This window comes from Stenotrophomonas sp. 2YAF26, from assembly GCF_052114625.1.
In the GTDB taxonomy this organism is placed as follows: domain Bacteria; phylum Pseudomonadota; class Gammaproteobacteria; order Xanthomonadales; family Xanthomonadaceae; genus Stenotrophomonas; species Stenotrophomonas indicatrix.
Map to the genome: position 1 here is coordinate 44,128 of NZ_JBFRFC010000014.1, position 20,589 is coordinate 64,716.

General features: G+C 66.5%; 16 protein-coding genes and 1 riboswitch. Of the genes, 8 read left to right on the forward strand and 8 right to left on the reverse strand.

The annotated features are described in order from the left end of the window. The first annotated feature begins 58 nt into the window (after window positions 1-58). Window positions 59-469, forward strand: coding sequence for a VOC family protein (locus AB4Y98_RS14920; RefSeq protein ID WP_442244615.1), 411 nt, complete (start codon window positions 59-61; stop codon window positions 467-469). Window positions 470-557: 88 nt separating this feature from the next. Here the strand turns inward: AB4Y98_RS14920 and gcvP are convergent, their stop codons facing one another. After that, on the reverse strand, window positions 558-3,425 hold the full coding sequence (gene gcvP, locus AB4Y98_RS14925) for an aminomethyl-transferring glycine dehydrogenase (RefSeq protein WP_442244616.1): 2,868 nt from the start codon (window positions 3,423-3,425) through the stop codon (window positions 558-560). 61 nt (window positions 3,426-3,486) lie between these two features. Next, a riboswitch (glycine riboswitch) is annotated at window positions 3,487-3,589 on the reverse strand. 299 nt (window positions 3,590-3,888) lie between these two features. On the opposite strand from gcvP, the gene AB4Y98_RS14930 reads away from it, so the two are divergent. From AB4Y98_RS14930 to AB4Y98_RS14940, 3 genes are all read left to right on the forward strand, one after another. Next, window positions 3,889-5,115, forward strand: a complete 1,227-nt coding sequence (locus AB4Y98_RS14930; RefSeq protein ID WP_088100553.1) for a multidrug effflux MFS transporter — start codon at window positions 3,889-3,891, stop codon at window positions 5,113-5,115. Between the two features lie 141 nt (window positions 5,116-5,256). Further along, complete coding sequence (locus AB4Y98_RS14935) at window positions 5,257-6,153, forward strand: siderophore-interacting protein (protein ID WP_442244617.1); 897 nt, start codon at window positions 5,257-5,259, stop codon at window positions 6,151-6,153. 77 nt (window positions 6,154-6,230) lie between these two features. After that, window positions 6,231-6,623, forward strand: coding sequence for a hypothetical protein (locus tag AB4Y98_RS14940; protein ID WP_089236443.1), 393 nt, complete (start codon window positions 6,231-6,233; stop codon window positions 6,621-6,623). An 80-nt stretch (window positions 6,624-6,703) separates the two neighbouring features. On the opposite strand, the gene AB4Y98_RS14945 is transcribed toward AB4Y98_RS14940, so the two are convergent. The 4 genes from AB4Y98_RS14945 to AB4Y98_RS14960 form a co-directional block, all read right to left on the reverse strand. Next, a complete protein-coding gene (locus AB4Y98_RS14945) occupies window positions 6,704-8,674 on the reverse strand; it encodes a M2 family metallopeptidase (RefSeq protein ID WP_428704382.1) in 1,971 nt (656 codons plus the stop codon). 539 nt (window positions 8,675-9,213) lie between these two features. Further along, on the reverse strand, window positions 9,214-10,863 hold the full coding sequence (locus AB4Y98_RS14950; protein ID WP_442244618.1) for a phosphoethanolamine transferase: 1,650 nt from the start codon (window positions 10,861-10,863) through the stop codon (window positions 9,214-9,216). Continuing rightward, complete coding sequence (locus tag AB4Y98_RS14955; protein ID WP_442244619.1) at window positions 10,860-11,612, reverse strand: phosphatase PAP2 family protein; 753 nt, start codon at window positions 11,610-11,612, stop codon at window positions 10,860-10,862. Before AB4Y98_RS14955 ends, AB4Y98_RS14950 begins: the two co-directional genes overlap by 4 nt. A 112-nt stretch (window positions 11,613-11,724) precedes the next feature. Next, window positions 11,725-13,428, reverse strand: a complete 1,704-nt coding sequence (locus AB4Y98_RS14960) for an ArnT family glycosyltransferase (protein ID WP_442244620.1) — start codon at window positions 13,426-13,428, stop codon at window positions 11,725-11,727. Between the two features lie 133 nt (window positions 13,429-13,561). Here AB4Y98_RS14960 and AB4Y98_RS14965 point away from each other — a divergent pair, with 133 nt between their 5' ends. Both AB4Y98_RS14965 and AB4Y98_RS14970 read left to right on the forward strand, forming a co-directional pair. Next, window positions 13,562-14,272, forward strand: a complete 711-nt coding sequence (locus AB4Y98_RS14965) for a response regulator transcription factor (protein ID WP_025877081.1) — start codon at window positions 13,562-13,564, stop codon at window positions 14,270-14,272. Continuing rightward, complete coding sequence (locus AB4Y98_RS14970) at window positions 14,262-15,542, forward strand: sensor histidine kinase (RefSeq protein WP_032951976.1); 1,281 nt, start codon at window positions 14,262-14,264, stop codon at window positions 15,540-15,542. The genes AB4Y98_RS14965 and AB4Y98_RS14970 overlap by 11 nt, the downstream gene beginning before the upstream one ends. Before the next feature lie 87 nt (window positions 15,543-15,629). On the opposite strand, the gene AB4Y98_RS14975 is transcribed toward AB4Y98_RS14970, so the two are convergent. Next, on the reverse strand, window positions 15,630-16,019 hold the full coding sequence (locus AB4Y98_RS14975) for a VOC family protein (RefSeq protein ID WP_025877085.1): 390 nt from the start codon (window positions 16,017-16,019) through the stop codon (window positions 15,630-15,632). A 156-nt stretch (window positions 16,020-16,175) separates the two neighbouring features. Between AB4Y98_RS14975 and AB4Y98_RS14980 the strand changes: the two genes are divergently transcribed. Together AB4Y98_RS14980 and AB4Y98_RS14985 are read left to right on the forward strand one after the other, a co-directional pair. Beyond that, on the forward strand, window positions 16,176-17,426 hold the full coding sequence (locus AB4Y98_RS14980) for a DUF819 family protein (protein ID WP_312786566.1): 1,251 nt from the start codon (window positions 16,176-16,178) through the stop codon (window positions 17,424-17,426). 103 nt (window positions 17,427-17,529) lie between these two features. Continuing rightward, window positions 17,530-18,081 carry a dihydrofolate reductase family protein gene (locus AB4Y98_RS14985; RefSeq protein WP_313250852.1) on the forward strand — a complete coding sequence of 184 codons (552 nt, stop codon included), beginning with the start codon at window positions 17,530-17,532 and terminating at the stop codon, window positions 18,079-18,081. 119 nt (window positions 18,082-18,200) lie between these two features. Here the strand turns inward: AB4Y98_RS14985 and AB4Y98_RS14990 are convergent, their stop codons facing one another. Further along, the gene (locus AB4Y98_RS14990; RefSeq protein WP_099843281.1) at window positions 18,201-18,425 is read right to left on the reverse strand and encodes a YbdD/YjiX family protein; all 225 of its coding nucleotides are present in this window, start codon (window positions 18,423-18,425) and stop codon (window positions 18,201-18,203) included. Next, window positions 18,425-20,506: a carbon starvation CstA family protein gene (locus tag AB4Y98_RS14995; protein ID WP_089236432.1), complete on the reverse strand. Its 2,082-nt coding sequence runs from the start codon at window positions 20,504-20,506 to the stop codon at window positions 18,425-18,427. Before AB4Y98_RS14995 ends, AB4Y98_RS14990 begins: the two co-directional genes overlap by 1 nt. Window positions 20,507-20,589: the final 83 nt, after the last annotated feature.

Below are 20,589 nucleotides of genomic sequence, written 5' to 3' on the forward strand. Positions count from 1 at the left end.
TCCGCCGTGCCATCCTGATCGGGTGGGCCATCACCGGCCCGACGAACGGGAGCACCGCATGCTGCGCAGCCGTCCCTTCCTGATGTTCACCGGCCAGGCCGAAGCGGCGCTGGCCCTGTACGCCGAAGCCTTCGCCGAATTCCGCCTGCTGGCCCTGCAGCGCCACCCGGACGGGGCGGGCGCGGGCGTGCCCGGGCAGGTCCGCCAGGCCATTTTCCTGCTCGGCGGCACCCACTACCTGTGCTTTGACAGCCTGGATGTGCACGACTTCACGTTCACGCCCTCGATTTCGCTGTTCGTCGAGTGTTCCGGCGCCGAATCATTCGAGCGTGCCGCGCGCGTGCTGGGTGACGGCGGGCACTGGCTGATGCCGGTGGGCGATCAGGATTTCAGCAGCCGCTACGGCTGGGTGCAGGACCGCTTCGGCGTGTCGTGGCAGTTGAGCCTGGGGCAGATGCCCGACCCATGACGGCAAAGCATCCACGCATGGCGTGGATCTACTGGAAACGAGAACGGCCCGCTTGCGCGGGCCGTTCTCTTACCGATGCCGCGATGGCTTACGCCTCGACTTCATCATCCTTGTAGGCATCGACCGGGATGCAGGCACACATCACGTTCTTGTCGCCGTACACGTTGTCGACGCGGGCTACCGGCGGCCAGTACTTCTGCAGCTTCAGGCTCGGCAGCGGGAAGGCGGCCAGCTCGCGCGGGTAGGCGTGGGTCCACTCGCTGGCGGTCACGGCCGTGGCCGTGTGCGGGGCGTTCTTCAGCGGGTTGTCCTCGCGGTCCAGGCGGCCGTCTTCGATCGCGGTGATCTCTTCGCGGATCTGGATCATCGCGTCGATGAAGCGGTCCAGCTCGTGCAGCGATTCGCTTTCGGTCGGTTCGACCATCAGCGTGCCGGCCACCGGGAAGCTCAGGGTGGGGGCATGGAAGCCGAAGTCGATCAGGCGCTTGGCCACGTCTTCGGCACCGATGCCGCTGGTCTTCTCCAGCGGACGCACGTCCAGGATGCACTCGTGCGCGACCAGGCCGTTGCGACCGGTGTACAGGGTCTTGAAGTGCGGGGCCAGGCGCTTGGCGATGTAGTTGGCGTTGAGCTGGGCAACCTGGGTGGCCTTGCGCAGGCCTTCGGTGCCCATCATCGCGATGTACATCCAGCTGATCGGCAGGATCGAGGCGCTGCCGAAGCTGGCGGCGCTGACCATGCCGACCGGACCGTTGTCACCCAGCTTGCCCGGCAGGAACGGGGCAAGGTGCGACTTGACCGCACACGGGCCAACGCCCGGGCCGCCGCCGCCGTGCGGGATGCAGAAGGTCTTGTGCAGGTTCAGGTGCGAAACGTCCGAACCCCACTTGCCCGGCTTGGCCACGCCGACCAGGGCGTTCATGTTGGCACCGTCGGTGTACACCTGGCCGCCATGCTTGTGGATGATCTCGCAGATCTCCACCACCTCTTCCTCGAACACGCCGTGCGTGGACGGGTAGGTCATCATGATCGCGGCCAGGCGGTCGCTGTACTTCTCGGCGTTGAGGCGGATGTCTTCGACGTCGACGTTGCCGTTGGCATCGGTCTTGGTGACCACGACCTTCATGCCGCACATCTGCGCCGAGGCCGGGTTGGTGCCATGCGCCGAATCCGGGATCAGGCAGATGTCACGGTGATCTTCGCCACGCGAGCGGTGGTAGGCGCGGATCGCCAGCAGGCCGGCGTACTCGCCCTGCGCACCGGAGTTCGGCTGCAGGCTGACGGCGTCGTAGCCGGTGCACTCGACCAGCATCGCTTCCAGCGAATCGATCAGTTCCTTGTAGCCCAGCGCCTGCTCGGTCGGCACCAGCGGGTGGATCTGCGAGAACTCCGGCCAGGTCACCGGGATCATTTCGGCGGTGGCGTTGAGCTTCATGGTGCACGAGCCCAGCGGGATCATCGTGCGGTCCATCGCCAGGTCCTTGTCGGCCAGCGAACGCAGGTAGCGCAGCAGTTCGTGCTCGCTGTGGTGGGTGTTGAACACCGGGTGGGTCAGGAACGCGGACTGGCGCAGCAGGCCGGCCGGCAGCGCATCGGCGGTGCTGGCATCGAGCGCGTCCACATCAACGGTTGCACCGAACAGCGCGCCTACGGCGACGATGTCGGCGCGGGTGGCGGTCTCGTCCAGGCTGATGCCGACCGAACTGCTGTCGATCGCACGCAGGTTGTAGCCGGCGGCACGGGCCTTGGCATGGATCGCGTCGGCGTCGACGCCGGTGACGTGCAGCGTGTCGAAGAAGTCGGCACCGACCTGCACACCGGCAGTGCGCAGCGCGCTGGCCAGGATGGCGGCCAGGCGATGGGTGCGGCGGGCGATGCGGGTCAGGCCTTCCGGACCGTGGTAGACGGCATACATCGAGGCCATCACCGCCAGCAGCACCTGTGCGGTGCAGATGTTGGAGGTGGCCTTCTCGCGGCGGATGTGCTGTTCGCGGGTCTGCAGGGTCAGGCGGTAGGCCGGGTTGCCCTGTGCGTCGATCGAGACGCCGATCAGGCGGCCCGGCATCGAACGCTTGTAGGCATCACGGCAGGCCATGAACGCAGCATGCGGGCCACCGAAGCCGAACGGCACGCCGAAACGCTGGCTGTTGCCGACCACGATGTCCGCACCCCATTCGCCCGGGGCGGCCAGCAGGGTCAGTGCCAGCAGGTCGGTGGCCACGGCCACCAGGCCGCCGCGCGCGTGCACGGCATCGACCAGCGCCTTGTAGTCGCCCACCTGGCCGAAGGTGTCCGGGTACTGCAGCAGCAGGCCGAAGGCTTCCGCTTCCAGCGCTTCGGCCGGGGTGCCCACGCGCAGCACGATGCCCATGGGCTCGGCGCGGGTGCGCAGCAGTTCCAGCGTCTGCGGGTGCACGGCGTCGTGCACGAAGAAGGTGTCCGACTTCGACTTGGCCGAGCGCTTGGCCAGGGTCATCGCTTCAGCGGCGGCCGTGGCTTCGTCCAGCAGCGAGGCGTTGGCGATTTCCATGCCGGTCAGGTCGGCGCACAGGGTCTGGAAGTTGATCAGCGCTTCCATGCGGCCCTGCGAGATTTCCGCCTGGTACGGGGTGTAGGCGGTGTACCAGGCCGGGTTTTCCAGGATGTTGCGCAGGATCACGTTCGGCGTGTGGGTACCGTAGTAGCCCTGGCCGATGAAGCTGCGCAGCACGGTGTTCTTGTCGGCGATCGCGCGGATCTTCGCCAGCGCCTGCACTTCGGTGATCGACTCCGGCAGCGCCAGCGGTGCCGGCGACTTGATCTTGGCCGGCACGATGGCATCGGTCATCGCATCCAGCGAGGCGTGGCCGATGACGCCGAGCATCTGCGCGATCTCGGCATCGTTAGGGCCGATGTGGCGCTCGACGAACGCCGAATGGTGCTCGAGCTCACGCAGGGAAGGGGTGTTCTGGGACATGGCGAAGGATCCGTCAGGAAAGGGCACACGCACGGGCACAAGCCGCCGGTCGGCGGTCTGCGGGCGCCCCTCTGTCCTTTTGCCTGAGAGTTTAAAAGCGCGGAAAACCGCAGCTTCGTGCCCCTTCGGCGCCGGATCGAACCGGTCTCTCCAGAGTTCTGTTACGGGTGGTATCGGGCCTGAGCGATTACGGGCGTTGCGCCTTCGGCAGCGGTGACCTGCTTCTCCCACCGTGTTGCCCGCCGATTATAGCTCGTTGCCGGCGCCTGACGGTGGCCCGGGATGGCCTCACGGGGCTGAATGGCCGATGGCCCGGGCGTGCGTTCTGTGCATCCGTGCATGGCATCGCGCGCATYCCCCACCTATGATGGTGGGATTCTCGTATTCATCTGGCGCCGTCCCTGCTGCAGGGGATCGGCGCCCGCCGTGCGTGTCATGCATGGCCCTGCCGGACGCTTGCCCGATGACCGCCGCCGTTGCTCCTTCCACCCGCCGCATGGCCCTGTTGCTCGCTGGCCTGGCCATGTTCGGTCCGTTCTCGATCGACACCATCTTTCCCGCGTTTCCGCAGCTGGCCCAGCGCCTGGCGGTGGACGAGGTGGCGGTGCAGCAGACCATCAGCGTCTACCTGCTGTTCTACGGCCTGATGAGCCTGGCCCATGGCCCGCTGTCCGATGCGTGGGGACGCAAGCGGGTGATCCTCGGCGGCCTGGTGATCTTCGTCGGCGCCTCGGTGGGCTGTGCGTTGTCTACCGACCTGACCACGCTGCTGGCGTTCCGCGCACTGCAGGGCCTGTCCGCCGGCGTGGGCATGATCGTCGGCCGCGCGGTGATCCGCGATCTGTACCACGGCCACGACGCGCAGCGGCTGATGAGCCAGGTGTCGATGCTGTTCGGTATCGCCCCGGCCATCGCGCCGATCATCGGTGGCTGGATCCTGCTCAGCGGTGCCGGCTGGCCGCTGATCTTCTGGTTCCTGGTGGTATTCGCGCTGGTGCTGCTGGCGGCCACCGCGCGCTTCCTGCCGGAAACCCATCCGGTGGAGGCGCGGATCGCCCTGTCGCCACGCACGTTGCTGCGCGATTACGTGCGCATCGGCTTCAACCCGCGGTTCCTGCGCCTGGCCCTGGCCGGCAGCATCGGGTTCGGCGGCATCTTCCTGTACATCTCCTCGGCGCCGGCCATCGTGATGCAGCACCTGCATCTGGGTGAAGGTGGCTTTGCGTGGTTGTTCATTCCCACCATCGGCGGCATGACCACCGGTTCGTTCCTGTCCGGGCGCATGGCCGGGCACAGCACACCGACCCGGCAGGTCGCGCTCGGTTTCACCCTGTGTGCGGTCTCTGCCGTGCTGAACATCGGCTACGTCACCCTGGCGCCGCAGTTCGCGCTGCCGTGGGCGGTGATGCCGATCTTCCTTGGCGGCATGGGCATGGCGCTGATCTTCCCGATCCTGGCGCTGGCGGTGCTGGACATGTATCCGCTGCAGCGCGGCCTGGCGTCGTCGCTGCAGGCGTTCGTGCAGCTGATGATCAGCACCGTGGTGGCCGGCGTGGTATCGCCGCTGCTGCACAACAACCCGCTGCACCTGGCACTGGGACAGGCGGGCTTCTTCGCGGCCGGCTTCGTGTTCTGGTACTGGGAGCACCAGCGCGAGCGCGCATCAGAGGCAGCCGGCACGGCGCATTGAGCGTCGCGCAGGGGTAGGGCGCGTCATCACGCGCGGATCCGTTGCGGCGCTGCGGGCAGGGATTAGGCTGGGGTTTCCAGCGAGCCGGTTCGTGGGTGCACGACAGCCAGCCATTCCGATGTCGTCGCATGAGGTACCCGCATGGCTGCGCAGCAGACCTACCGCCTGTTCGAGGTGGCGCTGAAGGAGCGCCGCGTTCTTTCTCCTTCCCTGGACCGCATGGTGTTCACCGGCGCCGACGTGGCGCACATGAAGACCGAAGGCCCGGACCAGCGAATCAAGGTGTTTTTCCCCTTGCCCGGCCAGGACGCGCCGGACGTGCCCAGCGGTGAAGACTGGTATGCCCGTTACCGGGCACTGCCCGATGAGGCGCGGCCGCCGATGCGCACCTTTACCCTCCGCCAACTGCGTGCCGGCGAGTGCGAGGTCGACGTCGACTTCGTGCTGCATGGCGAGACCGGACCGGCCTCGCGCTGGGCCACGCATGCACGGCCGGGCGACCGCGTGGTGCTGCTGGCCCCCGATGCCGACTGTGCGGACAGCAGCGAGGGCTGGGAATGGAAGCCGCCAGCCGGGGTAGGCCAGGTGCTGCTGGTGGCCGATGAGACCGCATTGCCGGCGGTGGCCGGCATCCTCGAGGAACTGGCCGGGCTGACCGATCCGCCGCGCACGCTGGCCCTGCTGGAGATCGCCCAGGCCGGTGATGCGGTGCCGTTGAAGGCACCGGCCACGGCCGAACTGGTGTGGTTGCCACGCGGGCAGCAGGCCCATGGGCAGCGGTTGCTGCAGGCGGTGCAGGCGCGGCTGGCGGTGGCCGCGACCGTCGCCGAGGCTGCCGAGCTGGACGACATCGACGTTGATGCGCAGATCCTGTGGGAGCAGGCTGACGCCAGCGCGGACGGCGCGCTGTATGCCTGGGTAGCGGGCGAGGCCGGCGCGGTGATGGCGATCCGCCGGCATCTGCTGAAGGGCTGCGGCCTGGATCGCCGCGCGATCACCTTCATGGGGTACTGGCGGCAGGGGCGGGTGCTGGACTGAGCCGCTACCGCACCGGCGTGAACCGGCATGCAGGGGGTGTGGGTTATCCTTGCGCCCCCGCAATGCAAGCCCCACTGATGTCGACCTCTTCCAAATCCCGCCGCGACCAGCGCCGTCGCCAGGAACAGCAGGCTGCCAACAAGGCCGCCGCCACCGCCTCGCCCGTCGAGCCGCATGCCGAACTGCGCGACACGCAGCGCACGCTGCTGGCCGGCGTCGTCCGCCGCGATGGCGAATGGGTGCTGGGCATGGATGGCCGCATCGCCGGCCAGAGCGAAAGTGCCGCCCAGGTGCTGGCGCTGATCATGCAGGCCGGTGAACTGCACGAACGACAGGGCACACCGGTGCGTTTGATTTACTCGGATGCGCTGCGCGATGCGGCGCAGGCCGAAGCCAACGAGAAGGGGCAGACCTTCGAGGAATTCAAGGCCGCGCTGGCCGCACAGCTGGCGGCGAAGAAGAGCAACTGATCCTCATTTCGGCAATGCCGGCCAGCGGCCGGCACTACCGAAATGGAAAGGGGCGGATCCTCGCGGACCCGCCCCTTCTTTCATTTCGCCGCCGCTGCCGGTGCCGCGCTGGCCTGCCAACCGCACATCTGGCCTTCGTTCTGCTGTTTCAACCAGGCGTTGACCGGGCTGAAGTACTCGATCATCGGGCCGGCATCGAGCTTGTCCGAGCCGGTCAGTTCCTTCAGCGTGGCCTGCCACGGCTGGCTGGCGCCCTTGCTCAGCATCGCCCAGTACTTCTGGCCGGCTTCCTTGTTGCCGTAGAAGGTGCACTCGTGCAGCGGGCCCTTGAAGCCGGAGGCATCGCACAGGCCCTTGTAGAACTGGAACTGCAGGATGCGCGCCAGGAAGTAGCGGGTGTACGGGGTGTTGCCCGGCACGTGGTACTTGGCACCCGGATCAAAGAACTCCTCGCCACGGGCGCTGGCCGGTGCCACGCCCTGGTACTTGGCCTTCAGGTCCCACCAGGCCTTGTTGTAGTTGTCCGCGGTGATCGAACCATCGAACACGCCCCAGCGCCAGCGGTCGATCATCAGGCCGAACGGCAGGAACGACACACCCGACAGCGCCATGCGCATCTGGTTGTTGATGACCGCTTCGCGGCTCTCGGTCGGCGCGTCGACCAGCCCGATCGAGCTGAGGTACTTCGGCGTCATCGCCAGCACGATGGTGTCGCCGATCGCTTCATGGAAGCCATCGTTGGCACCGCCCTGGAACAGCGGCGGCAGCGGGTTGTAGGCCAGGTCGTAATAGATGTGGCCCAGTTCGTGGTAGATGGTGGTGAAGTTCTCTTCGTTGGGCTTGATGCACATCTTGGTGCGCACATCGCCTTCCATGTTCATGTCCCACGCACTGGCGTGGCAGACCACGTCGCGGTCATCGGGCTTGATGAACTGGGTCTTGTCCCAGTACGACTGCGGCAACGACGGCATGCCCAGCGATACGTAGAAGTCCTGTGCACGCTCGGTCATCTGCTTGGCGGTGCGCAGTTCGGCCTCGCGTTGCGCCTTGTACTGCGCGGCTACGTTTGCATCCTTGCCGGCCTTGGCCAGCGCCGCGCTCAGGTTGGTCTGGTACTGCTTTTCCAGCGCTGCAGTGATGTCCAGGCTGCCGGCGCCCGGGTACGGTTCCAGCTGGTCCCACAGGTTGGACCAGTCCTGCTGCCACATGTTGCCCATCAGGTGCGCGGCGATCAGGCCGTTGCCCACCTCGGCCTTGTCCTTGCCATAGGTCTTGTCCAGCTTGCCGCGCGCGTAGCAGTGCAGCTGCTCGTACATCGGCTTGACCTGTTCCCACAGGCGATCGGTTTCCGGGCCGATCTGCTCCGGCGGCATGTCATAGCCACTGCGCCACATCTGCCCGGCATCGGTGAAGCCCATGCCCTTGGCGCCTTCATTCACCAGGCCGACGAACTTCTGGTAATCACCGCGCATGCTCTTGGTGGTGCTGTGCCAGCCCTGCCAGGCATCGAGCTGCTGGTCATAGTCGCGGCTGCGCGCCAGCACCTGCTCCAGTTCGCCCAGCTGGCGGCAGGAGTTGGGATCGTTGGCGTCGGTGCAGTACTTGCCTGCGCCGTAGCTGCCTTCCATGCGGGTGGCGATCTGGGTCAGTTCGGCCAGCTTGGCCGGATCGCGCGGCGCCGGCATCGACGACATCAGCTTCAGCAGGTGGATCGCGCGCTTGCTGTCTTCGCTCATCGGCTTGCCATCGAACTTGCCGGCCTGCTCGATCCAGCTGTTGAGCTGGGTCAGCGAACGTTCGTTGGCCTTGGCCGCGATGCGCTCTGAATCGCTGTTGATGTAGGTGGAGGACAGCCACTGCGCCGAGGTCATCTCCGGGTAGGCCGCCTTGAATTCGGCATTGATGCGGGCCACGAACTGGTCGGCGGTTTCGCCGGCCGCTGCGCTGCTGCTGGCGGTCTCGGTGCCTGGGGCGGCTTCCTTCTTGCAGGCGGCCAGGGCCAGCGTAGCGGCGGCGACTGCCGCGGCCAGCAGGAGATGACGGTGTTTCACGGGCGATCCTTGGGTGGTGAACGACCGCCGAAGGCTAGTGGGCAGGCGTTGCCACCGCAAGTGGCGGAAGTCGGCCGGGCGGCGCCCGGGGACCGCGACATCGCATGCGCGCTGTCGCTCCCACGCTTCGCTGCGCGAAACGCGGGCCCCGCTTATCAGCTTCCAGACCCCCGCCGCTTCGCGGCCGCCCCCTGACTCAGGGGGCTCTCCCCCAGACGCGATTCGGTGACGGCAGTAGATCCACGCCGTGCGTGGATGAAATCCATCAGATATCGACATCCGCCCCAGCGCCGACCAACGGTTGGCACCCACCATCAGCAGCAGGTTCCAACAGATCGCGGCCAACTGTCGAAGGCGGGGTGGGTCCGGTTGCGGGGGCGTGAGCGCCATGGATGGCGCGACCGAGCCTCCATGGACGGATTTACGGCGTCCCCCGCAACCGGACCCACCCCGCCATCCCCCAGAAAACCAGCCTTTGCTGTTGCTTCGGCCGTTGCCGTTGCCTCTGCGAGTGCAGGGCGCAGCCCTGCCGAACACCCCTAACTCTCGCAGTTGGCGAACAGGTCGCGATCCCGCTCGTACAGCGAGGTCTTCACCTGCATCAGCCCCAGCACCGACGGGAACAGGTTGTCGTGGTCGGTGTAGCTGGCCGAGCGCTTGCGCACGCACTGCAGGTCCAGTCCACGGCTGCTGGCGAAGCCTGGCGAGAACCACATCGTCATCGGCACCCGGGTCTGCTCGGCCGGTGCGATCGCGTACGGCACACCGTGCAGGTACAGGCCCTTTTCGCCCAGCGATTCACCGTGGTCGGACAGGTAGATCATCGCCGTGTCGTAGTCCTGCAGGCCCTGCAGCGTGCCGATGGTCTTGCTCAGGAAGTGATCGGTGTACAGCACGGCGTTGTCGTAACTGTTGGTGATCTCTTCGCGCGAGCAGCGACCAATGTCCTGGGTGTCACAGGTCGGGGTGAAGCGGCGGAAGGCGGGCGGGTAGCGCTCGAAATAGGCCGGGCCATGGTTGCCCAGCTGGTGCAGCACCACCACCCGGTCGCCCGGGCGCGCACGCACCTGCGTCGCCAGGTCCTGCAGCAGGATCTCGTCCATGCAACGGCCATCGGCACACAGCCCCGGCGTGGCCGCGTCCGACAGCGACTGGAAGTCCAGACCCTCGCATACGCCCTTGCAACCGGACTGGTTGTCGCGCCACAGCGGCGCGATGCCCGCGCGGTTCAGTACATGCAGCAGCGACTGGTGCGCACGGATCTTCTTCTCGTCGTACTCGTGGCGTCCCCATGGCGAGAACAGGCAGGGCAGCGAAACCTCGGTGCTGGTACCGCAGGAGTGCATGTCCGGGAAATTGACCACCGCCGCCTGGGCCAGCTCCGGCGTGGTATTGCGGCCACCATTCAGGCCCCAGTTCTGTGCGCGCACCGTTTCGCCCATCACGATCACCAGCAGGCGAGGCTTGCTGGTCGCTGCGCGCGGGGTCGCCTTGGCATCGGTACCGATCGGCAGCTTTGGCGCGCGTTGCACCGGGTTGTCGCCGCGCAGCGCACGTGGCAGCCCCAGCAGCACGTTGGCCGGCGTTGCCAGGTAGCGCACTTCGCGCTGGTTGCGCATCAAGGCCGACACATCCTGGAAGGACACCAGCGCGCCACCGAGTGCAGTGGCCGCAGCGACCAGCAGGAAGCCGATGCGCCACAGCAGGCTGCGGCCCCAGCTGCGGCGGCGCAGGTCAATGCGCCACAGCACCACCATCGGCAACACAGCCAGCAGCAGGACCGGCCACAGCAGCGACACCGTCATCAGTTCGCGGCTTTCCTTGGGGTCGGTAGCCAGCACGTTGCGCAGCATGTCCGCATCCAGATAGATGTGGTAACGGCTCATGTAGTGCGCGGCAAACGCGGTGACCAGCAGCAGCACGCTGATCACCACCTTGGCATTCCAGCGCCACACCAGGATGCCCAGCAGCACACCGTGCGCGCCCAGCAGCAGCAACAGCAGTGAAAGTGCATAGCGCAGGCTGCCCGGATGGCTGGCCATGGCGCTGTGCCAGAACAGGCCATTGCCGGCCACAGCGAAGAACAGGCTGGTCAGCACGATCAACGCTTCGGTGGACAGCTGTGGCCGCCATGCGCGGATGTTGGCCAGCGTGGGCAGACGGAAGGAGCGTTGGACCGATGCGTTCATGCAATCGCCTCCTGGCGGGCCGAGCGATCCAACTGGCGGCGGACCATCAGGTACAGGCCCAGCGACAGCAGCCAACAGATCAAGGCGGTGGCAACGTCATGCGAAAGGAAGTGGGCGCCGCGCAGCTGTTGGCCGATGCCGAACACCAGGCCGCTGCCGAGGCCGATCCACAGCCCAGCCCAACGCCAGGCGGGGCGCCACAGCAGCGCGAAGAAGTACAGGCACATCCATGCGTATCCCGCGCTTGCGTGGCCGGCGGGGAAGCAGGCGCGTGCGGCCATGCCGGTTGGGCGGCTGCTGAGAAGACCGACGAACCGGTCGTGTCCGCCATAGCGCAGCAGATCCCACGGGCAGTCCATCGGCACCAGCGATTTCAGCAGCGAGATCAGCCCGGTGCCGAGTGCCACGGCCACCACCACATACAGCAGCGCCCAACGCAGCGTGCGATCGTGGCCGCGGCGCCAGTGGTGGAAGCACAGCAGCATCGCCACCAGTGCCGCAGCGGTGCTCAGCCACTTGCCGGCCTTGTGCACCACCGAACGCGTCAGCCATGCATCCTGCAGCGCCCAGCGGCCGCCTTCCAGCCGGAACAGATGGTCGGCCAGCCACTGGTCGCCACCCAGGCCCATCAACACGGTGAATACCGCAATGCCGATGACAGAAGGCAGCCAAAGATGGGTAACGGCAAAACGCGACGCCAGCAGCGAGGGCGCAAAGGAGACTGCCGGGACAAGAGGGCGAGCGGGCATGCAGGGAAGGGGCCGTTACGGGAATCCGCGACCATGCTCGTCACTGGCATGTCGGAGAAGGGTCGTACACGCGTTTGCGCCGGGTTAATCCGTGCCCGGCGCGCATCATCGTTCAGTCTTCTTCGTCGTTGGCGCCTGCACGCTCGGCATGGCAGGCCGCATCCCAGGCGGTGCCCGGAAGCAACTGCCAACGATTGCGATTGGCAACACCGATCTCGATGACCTGGGCCGGATCGACACAGGGGCTCATGGCCTTGTCCAGTACCAGCAGCCAGCGCTTGTCCGGCGCCTCGGCCAACCATGGACCGGCGTCGTGCCACTGCTCTGCCCACGGCCGCTTGAAGCCGAACTCGCGCACCGGCCGGTCGGCCTGCAGCAGGTTCTGTTCGCGCCAGGCCACCAGCGCCAGCTCCGCATCGGGGCCGATCCGCGTGCCCACCCGGCGCATCACCGCCGACGCCGAGGCGTAGGGGTCCAGCGCCGGTATCAGCACCAGTCCGTACAGCATCCACAGCAGACCGTGGGTGAGCAGTACCAGCGTGGCCGCGCGTCGTATCCGCAGCCACACCGCCAGCGTCGCCACGGCGATGGCGAAGGTCAGCAGGCCATCGCCGAACACGGGCAGCAGGGTGTCGGGCATCGCCCGCCGTGCCAGCTGCGCCTGCGCCCAGGCGCTGTCGGTCAGCATCATCACGCCAAGCGCGCCGGTGGCCAGCATCAGCAGCAGGCTGTAGCCGAACAGATAGCGACGCACGCACAGGCGACGCAGCAGGCCGGGCAACAGCGGCGCCACCGCCAGTGCCATCGCCGGCAGCATCGGCAGCACGTACACCTCGCGCTTGCCGGGGCTGGCAGTGAAGAACAGCAGGACCAGCGCGGCCCAGCCCAGCAGCGGCCACTGGCGCTGGTCGCCGCGACGCAGCCGGCGCCACCACGGTTTGACCATCAGCGGCAGCAGCAGCGCACCCGGCAGCCACAGCGTGGCGATCACCTGCAGGTAGTACCAGACCGGCTGGCGATGGTGCCAGGCGTTGGCATAGCGGGTGCCGGTCTGCTTGAACAACAGCTCGTGGGCGTACGACTGCAGCGATGCACTGGGTTCATGCAGCAGCGCCCAGCCCAGCGGTGCCAGCCACACCGCGGTACCCAGAAGGAAGGCCGGAATCAGCCACAGCAGGCTGACGGGGTGGGGGCCGTCCACCGGTTGGCCGCGACGGCGCTGGTACAGCCGCCATCCCAGCCAGGGCAGCACCATCAGCAAGGGCAGGAAGCCCACCCCCTTGGTCACCGTGCCGACGCCGGCGGCGAAGCCCGCCAGCCACAGGGCCGGCAGGTTGCGGCGCTCGCAGAGGTGGCGCAGCAGGCCCCACAGGGCCAGCGTGGTCATGCCCACCAGCACCATGTCGATCTGCGCGCGCTTGGCCATCAGGCCGAACTGCAGGGTGCAGAACAGTGCGCCAAGCGCGTACAACGAATGCCGTGGCGACCATAGCCGGCGTGCCAGGTCGGACACCAGCCACAGGCTGAGCAGCGCGGCCAGCAGCGACGGCAGCAGGAACGACCACTGCCAGCTGCCGACCACCTGGTGGGCAGCGGCCTGCAGCCACATGAACACCGGCGGCTTCTCGGCGTACAGCTCGCTGCCCCGGTGCGGCAGCAGCCACTCGCCGCTCTCCACCATGGCACGTGCGGCCAGCACGAAGCGTGGTTCGTCCGGTGGCTGCGGCTGGCGCATGCCAAGCCCGGCCGCCAGCGCCATCACGATCAACAACCACAGCAGCGGCAGGTGCCAACGGCGGGGCAGGGCAACGGGCACGGGGGGGCTCCGGCAGCAAAACAGCCATTCTGATGAGCGGCACGTGGGAAAGCCGTCGGAGCGGCCGGCATGGCGACCGCATTCCGACATCCGCAGCGCTACCATGGCATGAACTTCCGTGGATGTTTCGTGCATGCGCCTGTTGGTGATCGAGGACAACCGCCAGTTGGTGGCCAACCTGTTCGACTATTTCGAGTCGCGCGGGCATGTGCTCGACGTGGCCCCGGATGGCATCACCGGCCTGCACCTGGCCGGCAGCCACCCGTATGACGCGGTGATCCTGGACTGGATGCTGCCGCGCATGGAAGGCCCGGAGGTGCTGCGACGGCTGCGGTCCGAGCACGCCTCGGAAGTGCCGGTGATCATGCTGACCGCACGCGACGAACTGCCGGACAAGATTGCCGGCTTCCGTGCCGGCGCAGATGATTACCTGACCAAGCCGTTCGCCTTGCCGGAACTGGAAGTGCGCCTGGAGGCGCTGCTGCTGCGCGCGCAGGGTCGCAATCCGCGCAAGCGCCTGCAGGTGGGCGACCTGGTGCTGGACCTGGCCAGCCTGGAGGCGCAGCGCGCCGGCCAGGTGCTGCACCTGTACCCGGCCTGCCGCAAGCTGCTGGAAGTGCTGATGCGCGCCAGCCCGGGCGCGGTCACCCGGCAGCAGCTGGAATTCGCCCTGTGGGGTGATGAACCACCGGACGGCGACCTCCTGCGCTCGCATGTGTACGAGCTGCGCCGCAGTGTGGACGGCCCCTTTGCCGACAAGCTGATCCACACCCTGCCACGGGTGGGCTACCGGCTGGCGTCCACCGCAGGCGCGGACGCACGGAACGATGACGATGGCGCGTAAGCCCGGGCCGCTCTACCGCCGGGTGGTGTGGTGGCTGCTGGGCTACCTGGCGCTGATTTCGCTGGCGGTGTTCAGTGTGGGCAACTACGTGCACGAACACGCCGAGCACGCGGCGTGGCGCGCGCTGCTCAATTCCGAACTGGACAGCATCGTCGAGCACACCGAGCACGAGCCGCACTATCGCTGGCAGGACTCGGACACGCTGAGCCTGTTCCGCTTCAATGAAGCCAACATGCCCGCCAGCCTGCGCACCCTGCATCCGGGGTTGCATGACGGGGTGATGATCGGCGAGCGCGAGACGGCGGTGATGGTGCGCGATACCGGCTCGATGGGACGGGTTGCGCTGGCCCTGGACATCTCCGATTTCCACGACCTGGAACAATTCGCAACGCGCTGGGTGATGCTGGCCGGCATCATCATGATCTTCGTCACCGTGTTGATGGCCTCCTTCGGCATGGAGCGCATGGTGCGCCCCTTGAGCCTGCTGGCCCAGCACATCGGTGCACTGCGGCCCGGCGTGCAGGGCCAGCGCATTGACGTCGATCCGCGCGGCAGTTCCGAGCTGCACACCATCGCCGATGCGCTGAACGATTACCTTGATCGCAACGAGCAGTTCGTCGAGCGCGAGCGGGTGTTCATCAGTACCGCAAGCCATGAACTGCGCACGCCGATCGCAGTGATGACCGGTGCCGCCGAACTGGCGCTGGAGCAACCCGGCCTGCCTGAGCGCGCACGACAGCAGATGCAGCGCGTGCTGCGTACCGCGCAGGGCGTTGAGCAGCTGATCGAGCTGTTGCTGGTGCTGGCGCGTGATCCCGCCCGCCTGGCTGCCCGTGCCGAGCGCATCGCGCTGGACCAGCTGCTGCCGGAGATCGTCGACGACCATCGCCACCTGCTGGGCGACAAGGACCTGAGCATCGGCATCCAGGCCGCGCCGGTCGACATCGTCGCGCCGCTGGCGGTGGTGCAGGCAGCGATCGGCAACCTGCTGCGCAATGCCATCGAGAACAGCGGCCGCGGTCATATCGAGCTGCGCCTGACCTCGGCAGCGGTGTTGACCCTGCAGGACCCCGGCCATGGCATGAGCCCGGAGGAGATCGCAGCGATCCACGCGCGGATGGCCCGCGGTGAGCGCGGCGACCGCGGCGGCATCGGCCTGGAACTGATCGCGCGGTTGTGCGAGCACCTGGGCTGGACCCTGCAGCTGCAGCCCTGCCAGCCGCGCGGTACCCTGGCCTCGCTCGACTTTGGTACATCGCGGCCAGGCTGACCTCTCCGTCGACCAAGGCCGACGCCTACCAGGCAATGGCCGCGTGCGTTCTGGTAGGTGCCAACCCTGGTTGGCACGCTGGCCGCATCACCGCCCCGTTGGCCGCGCCACGTGCTGGTCGATCAGGATCACGTTGCCATCGGGATCGGTCAGCTGCAGATAGGCCGGACCTTCGCCATCGGGATCGGCACGCGCCGTGAGTGCGATGCCCTTGGCATCCAGCTCGGCCTGTACCTCGCGTACGTCCTGGAAGGACGCCAGTTCCTGCTTGTGCTGGTCCCAGCCGGGGTTGAAGGTCAGCAGGTTGCCCTCGAACATGCCCTGGAACAGGCCGACCACGATGCCGTTGTTGCGCAGTACCAGCCAGTTCTGCGCCGCATCACCACCGGTCACCGAGAACCCCAGCGCTTCGTAGAACGCACGTGAGGTGGCCAGGTCCTTCACCGCCAAGCTGACTGAAAAAGCGCCGAGTTGCATGGGGCAGGCTCCAGAAGGGAATGCTGCGATTCTCGGTAGGCCCGCGCGCTGCCGCAAGCAGCGCAGCATGACCCTGCGTGAAGACTATGTTAATTTCGACCCGCGCCGCTTATGCGGCGCTTTTCTTTTCCGCTCTTTCGATCGACAGAGGATCCCATGCCGACCGAACCCGCTACTGCCCTGATCAGCAACGACATCGTTGGCCTTGGTCTGATCGCCGCCACCCTCGCCTTGATCTTCTGGGCTGCCAGTGGCCCAACGCCCTTGCTGAAGAAGATCTTCGCCTGGGTACCAGCACTGCTGCTGTGCTATTTCATCCCCGCCATCTACAACACCGCCGGTGTCATCGATGGCCACAACACCTCGCTGTACAACCCGGTCGCCCGCGATGTGCTGTTGCCGGCGGCGTTGGTCCTGCTGACCCTGTCGATCGACCTGAAAGGCATCGCCAAGCTGGGGCCGAAGCTGCTGCTGGTGTTCTGCGCCGGCACCGCCGGCATCATGCTCGGTGCCATCGTCTCCTTCCAGGTGATGAAGCTGATCCATCCGGAAACCGTGGCTGGTGACACCTGGGCCGGGATGGCCGCATTGGCGGGCAGCTGGATCGGCGGTGGCGCCAACATGGTTGCCATGCGCGAAGTGTTCGGCACCGATGCCACCACCTTCGGCCAGTTCGCTGTGGTCGACGTGGCCTGCGCCAGCCTGTGGATGGCGATCCTGCTGTTCATGGCCAACCGCGCCCAGCAGATCGATGCACGCAACGGTGCCGACACCCGCGCCATCGATGAAATGAAGGCGCGCATCAGTGCCTACGAGGCACAGAACGCGCGCATCCCCAGCATGACCGACCTGATGGTGATCGTCGGCGTGGCACTGGGCGGCGTCGGCCTGGCCCATGCCATCGCCGCACCGCTGTCGGGCTGGTTCAAGGCCAATGTCAGCTGGGCCAGCCAGTTCAGCCTCGACAGCCAGTTTGTGTGGGTGATCCTGCTGTCCACCGCGATGGGCCTGACGCTCAGCTTCACCCGTGCACGCCGGCTGGAAGCGGCAGGCGCCTCGCGCCTGGGTACCGTGTTCCTGTACTTCCTGATCGCCTGCATCGGCATGCAGATGAACCTGTTGTCGCTGCTGGATCGTCCGTGGCTGTTCCTGCTGGGGGCCATCTGGATGGCCACCCACGTGCTTGTGCTGTGGATCGTGGCCAAGCTGGTGCGTGCGCCGCTGTTCTTCTTCGCGATCGGTTCGCAGGGCAACATCGGCGCCGCCGCCTCGGCACCGGTGGTGGCGGCAGCATTCCATCCGACGCTGGCGCCGGTGGGCGTGCTGCTCGGTACGGTCGGTTATGCCACCGGTACCGGCCTGGCGTATGTCACCGGGCTGATCCTGAAGTGGATGGCGGGCGCGTAGTCCGGAATGCGTATTGCGGTAGTGCCGGCCGCTGGCCGGCTCCTCTTTCGTCGTGGTGTGCCGAGCGCTGGCCAGCGCTCGGCATCACACCTGGGAGATACGTGTGACACCTCATTGTTCTTCGTTCATTGCTGTCAGCCTGGACGGTTGCATCGCGCGCGCGGATGGCAATCTGGACTGGCTCGACCACGCCAATCAGAGCGTGCCGGCCGGTGAAGATTGTGGATACGCTGCCTACATGGCACCGATCAAGGCGATCGTCATGGGACGGGGCACCTTCGAGAAAGTGCTGTCCTTTCCCGAATGGCCGTATGCGGATCTGCCGGTCTATGTGCTGAGCCACTCCCTGCAGGCCGTTCCCGAGGAGGCACCGACCACGGTGCGGCTGCATGCGGGGGCGTTGTCCACGTTGATGGAAGAGGCGGCAGCGTGTGGTCTGGACCGCCTCTACATCGACGGCGGACGCACGGTGCAGTCCTTCCTCGCCGAGGGCCTGTTGCAGGAGATCACCGTGACCACGATTCCGGTGCTGGTCGGTGGTGGCCTGCGGTTGTTCGGCGAGACGGGGGCCGAAGCGCTGCTGACGCATCGTGCCACCGTGGTGTATCCGTTCGGATTCGTGCAGACGCGTTACACCGTCGGCAGCGCCGGCTAGGGCGGCGGATCGGCCAGGAGTCGGTCTGCCGGGCATTCAAAGCAACGGCGGCGCTTTCGCGCCGCCGTTTTTTCATCGGTGTCCCAACCCATGGTCAGGGACGTGCGAACGCTGCGGCTTCAGCAGCAGCGACCCCCGTTCTTGCCGCTGTAACGCGCTTCCTGGCGCTCACGGAAGAACGTCTTGTAGTCCATCGGTTCCTGATCCGGATGCTTTTCCAGCATGTGCCGGACGTAGTTGTCGTAATCAGGAATCCCGCAGCACAGCCGCGCCGTCTGCACCAGGCGCCGCCAGATGCGGCGGTGCGCCTGGTACTGCCCCACCGGAACCAGTTGCGTACTCATTACAGGTCCACCATTTCATGCGGCTTCAGCGCCACGTACGGGGTCTCGCGGTCGCTGCGCTGCGGATTGCGGCGCGCCGCCACGATCGTCTTGATCGAATACACCAGCACTGACGCCACCACCAGCAGGAACAGCGCGGTCAGGCCGGTGTTGACGTAGGCGTTGACCACGATCTGCTGCATCTGTGCGACCGACTTCGCCGGTGCGGTGATGGTGCCGCTGGCCAACGCGTCCTGGAACTTGTGTGCCTGTGCCAGGAAGCCCTGCGCCGGATTGCTGTCGAAGATCTTGATGAAACCGGCATAGGTGGTGCAGATCAGCAACCACACCGCAGGCACCGCGGTGACCCACGCGTAGCGGTCACGCTTCATCTTGAACAGCACCACCGTGCCGAGCATCAGCGCGATGCCCGCCAGCATCTGGTTGGAGATGCCGAACAACGGCCACAACGTCTGGATGCCGCCGAACGGATCGACCACGCCGGTGTACAGCAGGTAGCCCCACAGCGCCACGCAGCCGGCCGTACCGATGATGTTCGCGGTCCACGATTCGGTCTTCTTCAGTGCAGGAATGAAGTTGCCGAGCAGGTCCTGCAGCATGAAGCGACCGGCACGGGTGCCCGCATCCACAGCGGTGAGGATGAACAGCGCTTCGAACAGAATGGCGAAGTGGTACCAGAACGCCATCATCGCGTCGCTGCTGCTGGGTATTGCCTCATGCAGGATCTGCGCGATGCCCACCGCCAGAGTGGGTGCACCACCGGCACGGTGCAGGATGGTCGGTTCACCGATGGCTGCGGCCGTGGCCGTCAGCTGTTCGGGGGTGATGGTGAAGCCCCAGGTATTGGTGATGTAGTGCGCGGCCGACGCTGCATCGGCACCGATCACCGCTGCCGGGCTGTTCATCGCGAAGTAGATGCCCGGATCGATGATCGACGCGGCCACCAGTGCCATCACGGCCACGAACGATTCCATCAACATGCCGCCGTAGCCGATGTAGCGCATGTGCGCTTCATTGGCCAACAGCTTCGGTGTGGTACCCGAAGAAATCAGTGCATGGAAGCCCGACACCGCGCCGCAGGCGATGGTGATGAACAGGAACGGGAACATGCCGCCCTTCCACACCGGGCCGTCGCCGCTGGCAGCGAACTGGGTCAGCGCCGGCATCTTCAGTTCCGGCATCACCACCAGGATGCCGATGGCCAGCGCGATGATCGTGCCGATCTTCAGGAAGGTCGACAGGTAGTCGCGCGGTGCCAGCAGCAGCCACACCGGCAGCACCGAGGCGACGAAGCCGTAGCCGATCAGCATCCAGGTGATCTGGGTGCCGGTGAAGGTGAAGGCCGGGCCCCAGGTCGGGTCTGCCGCCACCTTGCCGCCGAACCAGATCGCGGCCAGCAGCAGCACCAGGCCCACCACCGAGATCTCACCGATCTTGCCTGGCCGGATGTAGCGCATGTAGACGCCCATCAGGATCGCGATGGGCATCGTGGCGATCACCGTGAACATGCCCCACGGGCTTTCGGCCAGCGCCTTGACCACCACCATCGCCAGCACGGCCAGGATGATGATCATGATCAGGAAGGCACCGAACAACGCGATGGTGCCGGGCACCTGGCCCATTTCTTCGCGTACCAGGTCACCCAGTGAGCGGCCGTTGCGGCGGCTGGACAGGAACAGGACCATGAAGTCCTGCACCGCGCCGGCCAGCACCACACCGACCACCAGCCACAGCAGGCCGGGCAGGTAGCCCATCTGCGCGGCCAGCACCGGGCCGACCAGCGGACCGGCACCGGCAATGGCGGCGAAGTGGTGGCCGAACAGCACGTGCTTGTTGGTCGGGACGTAGTCCAAGCCATCGTTGTTGATCACCGCCGGGGTGGCCCGGGTCGGATCGATCTGCATCACCTTGTCGGCGATGAACAGGCTGTAGAAGCGGTAGGCGACCAGGTACAGCGATACCGCCGCCACCACGATCCACAGCGCATTGATGTGCTCACCGCGTCGAAGCGCCACCGTGCCCAGGCAGAACGCGCCGAGCAGGGCGAGGGCCGCCCAGCCTATTTTGGAAAAACCTTTCATGAGGTGCTCTCTCCCGGAAAGACAGGCAAAGAGTCCCGCGTGCCCCTGGCAGGGTCAATGTGCACGGGACCATTCAGCGGTAG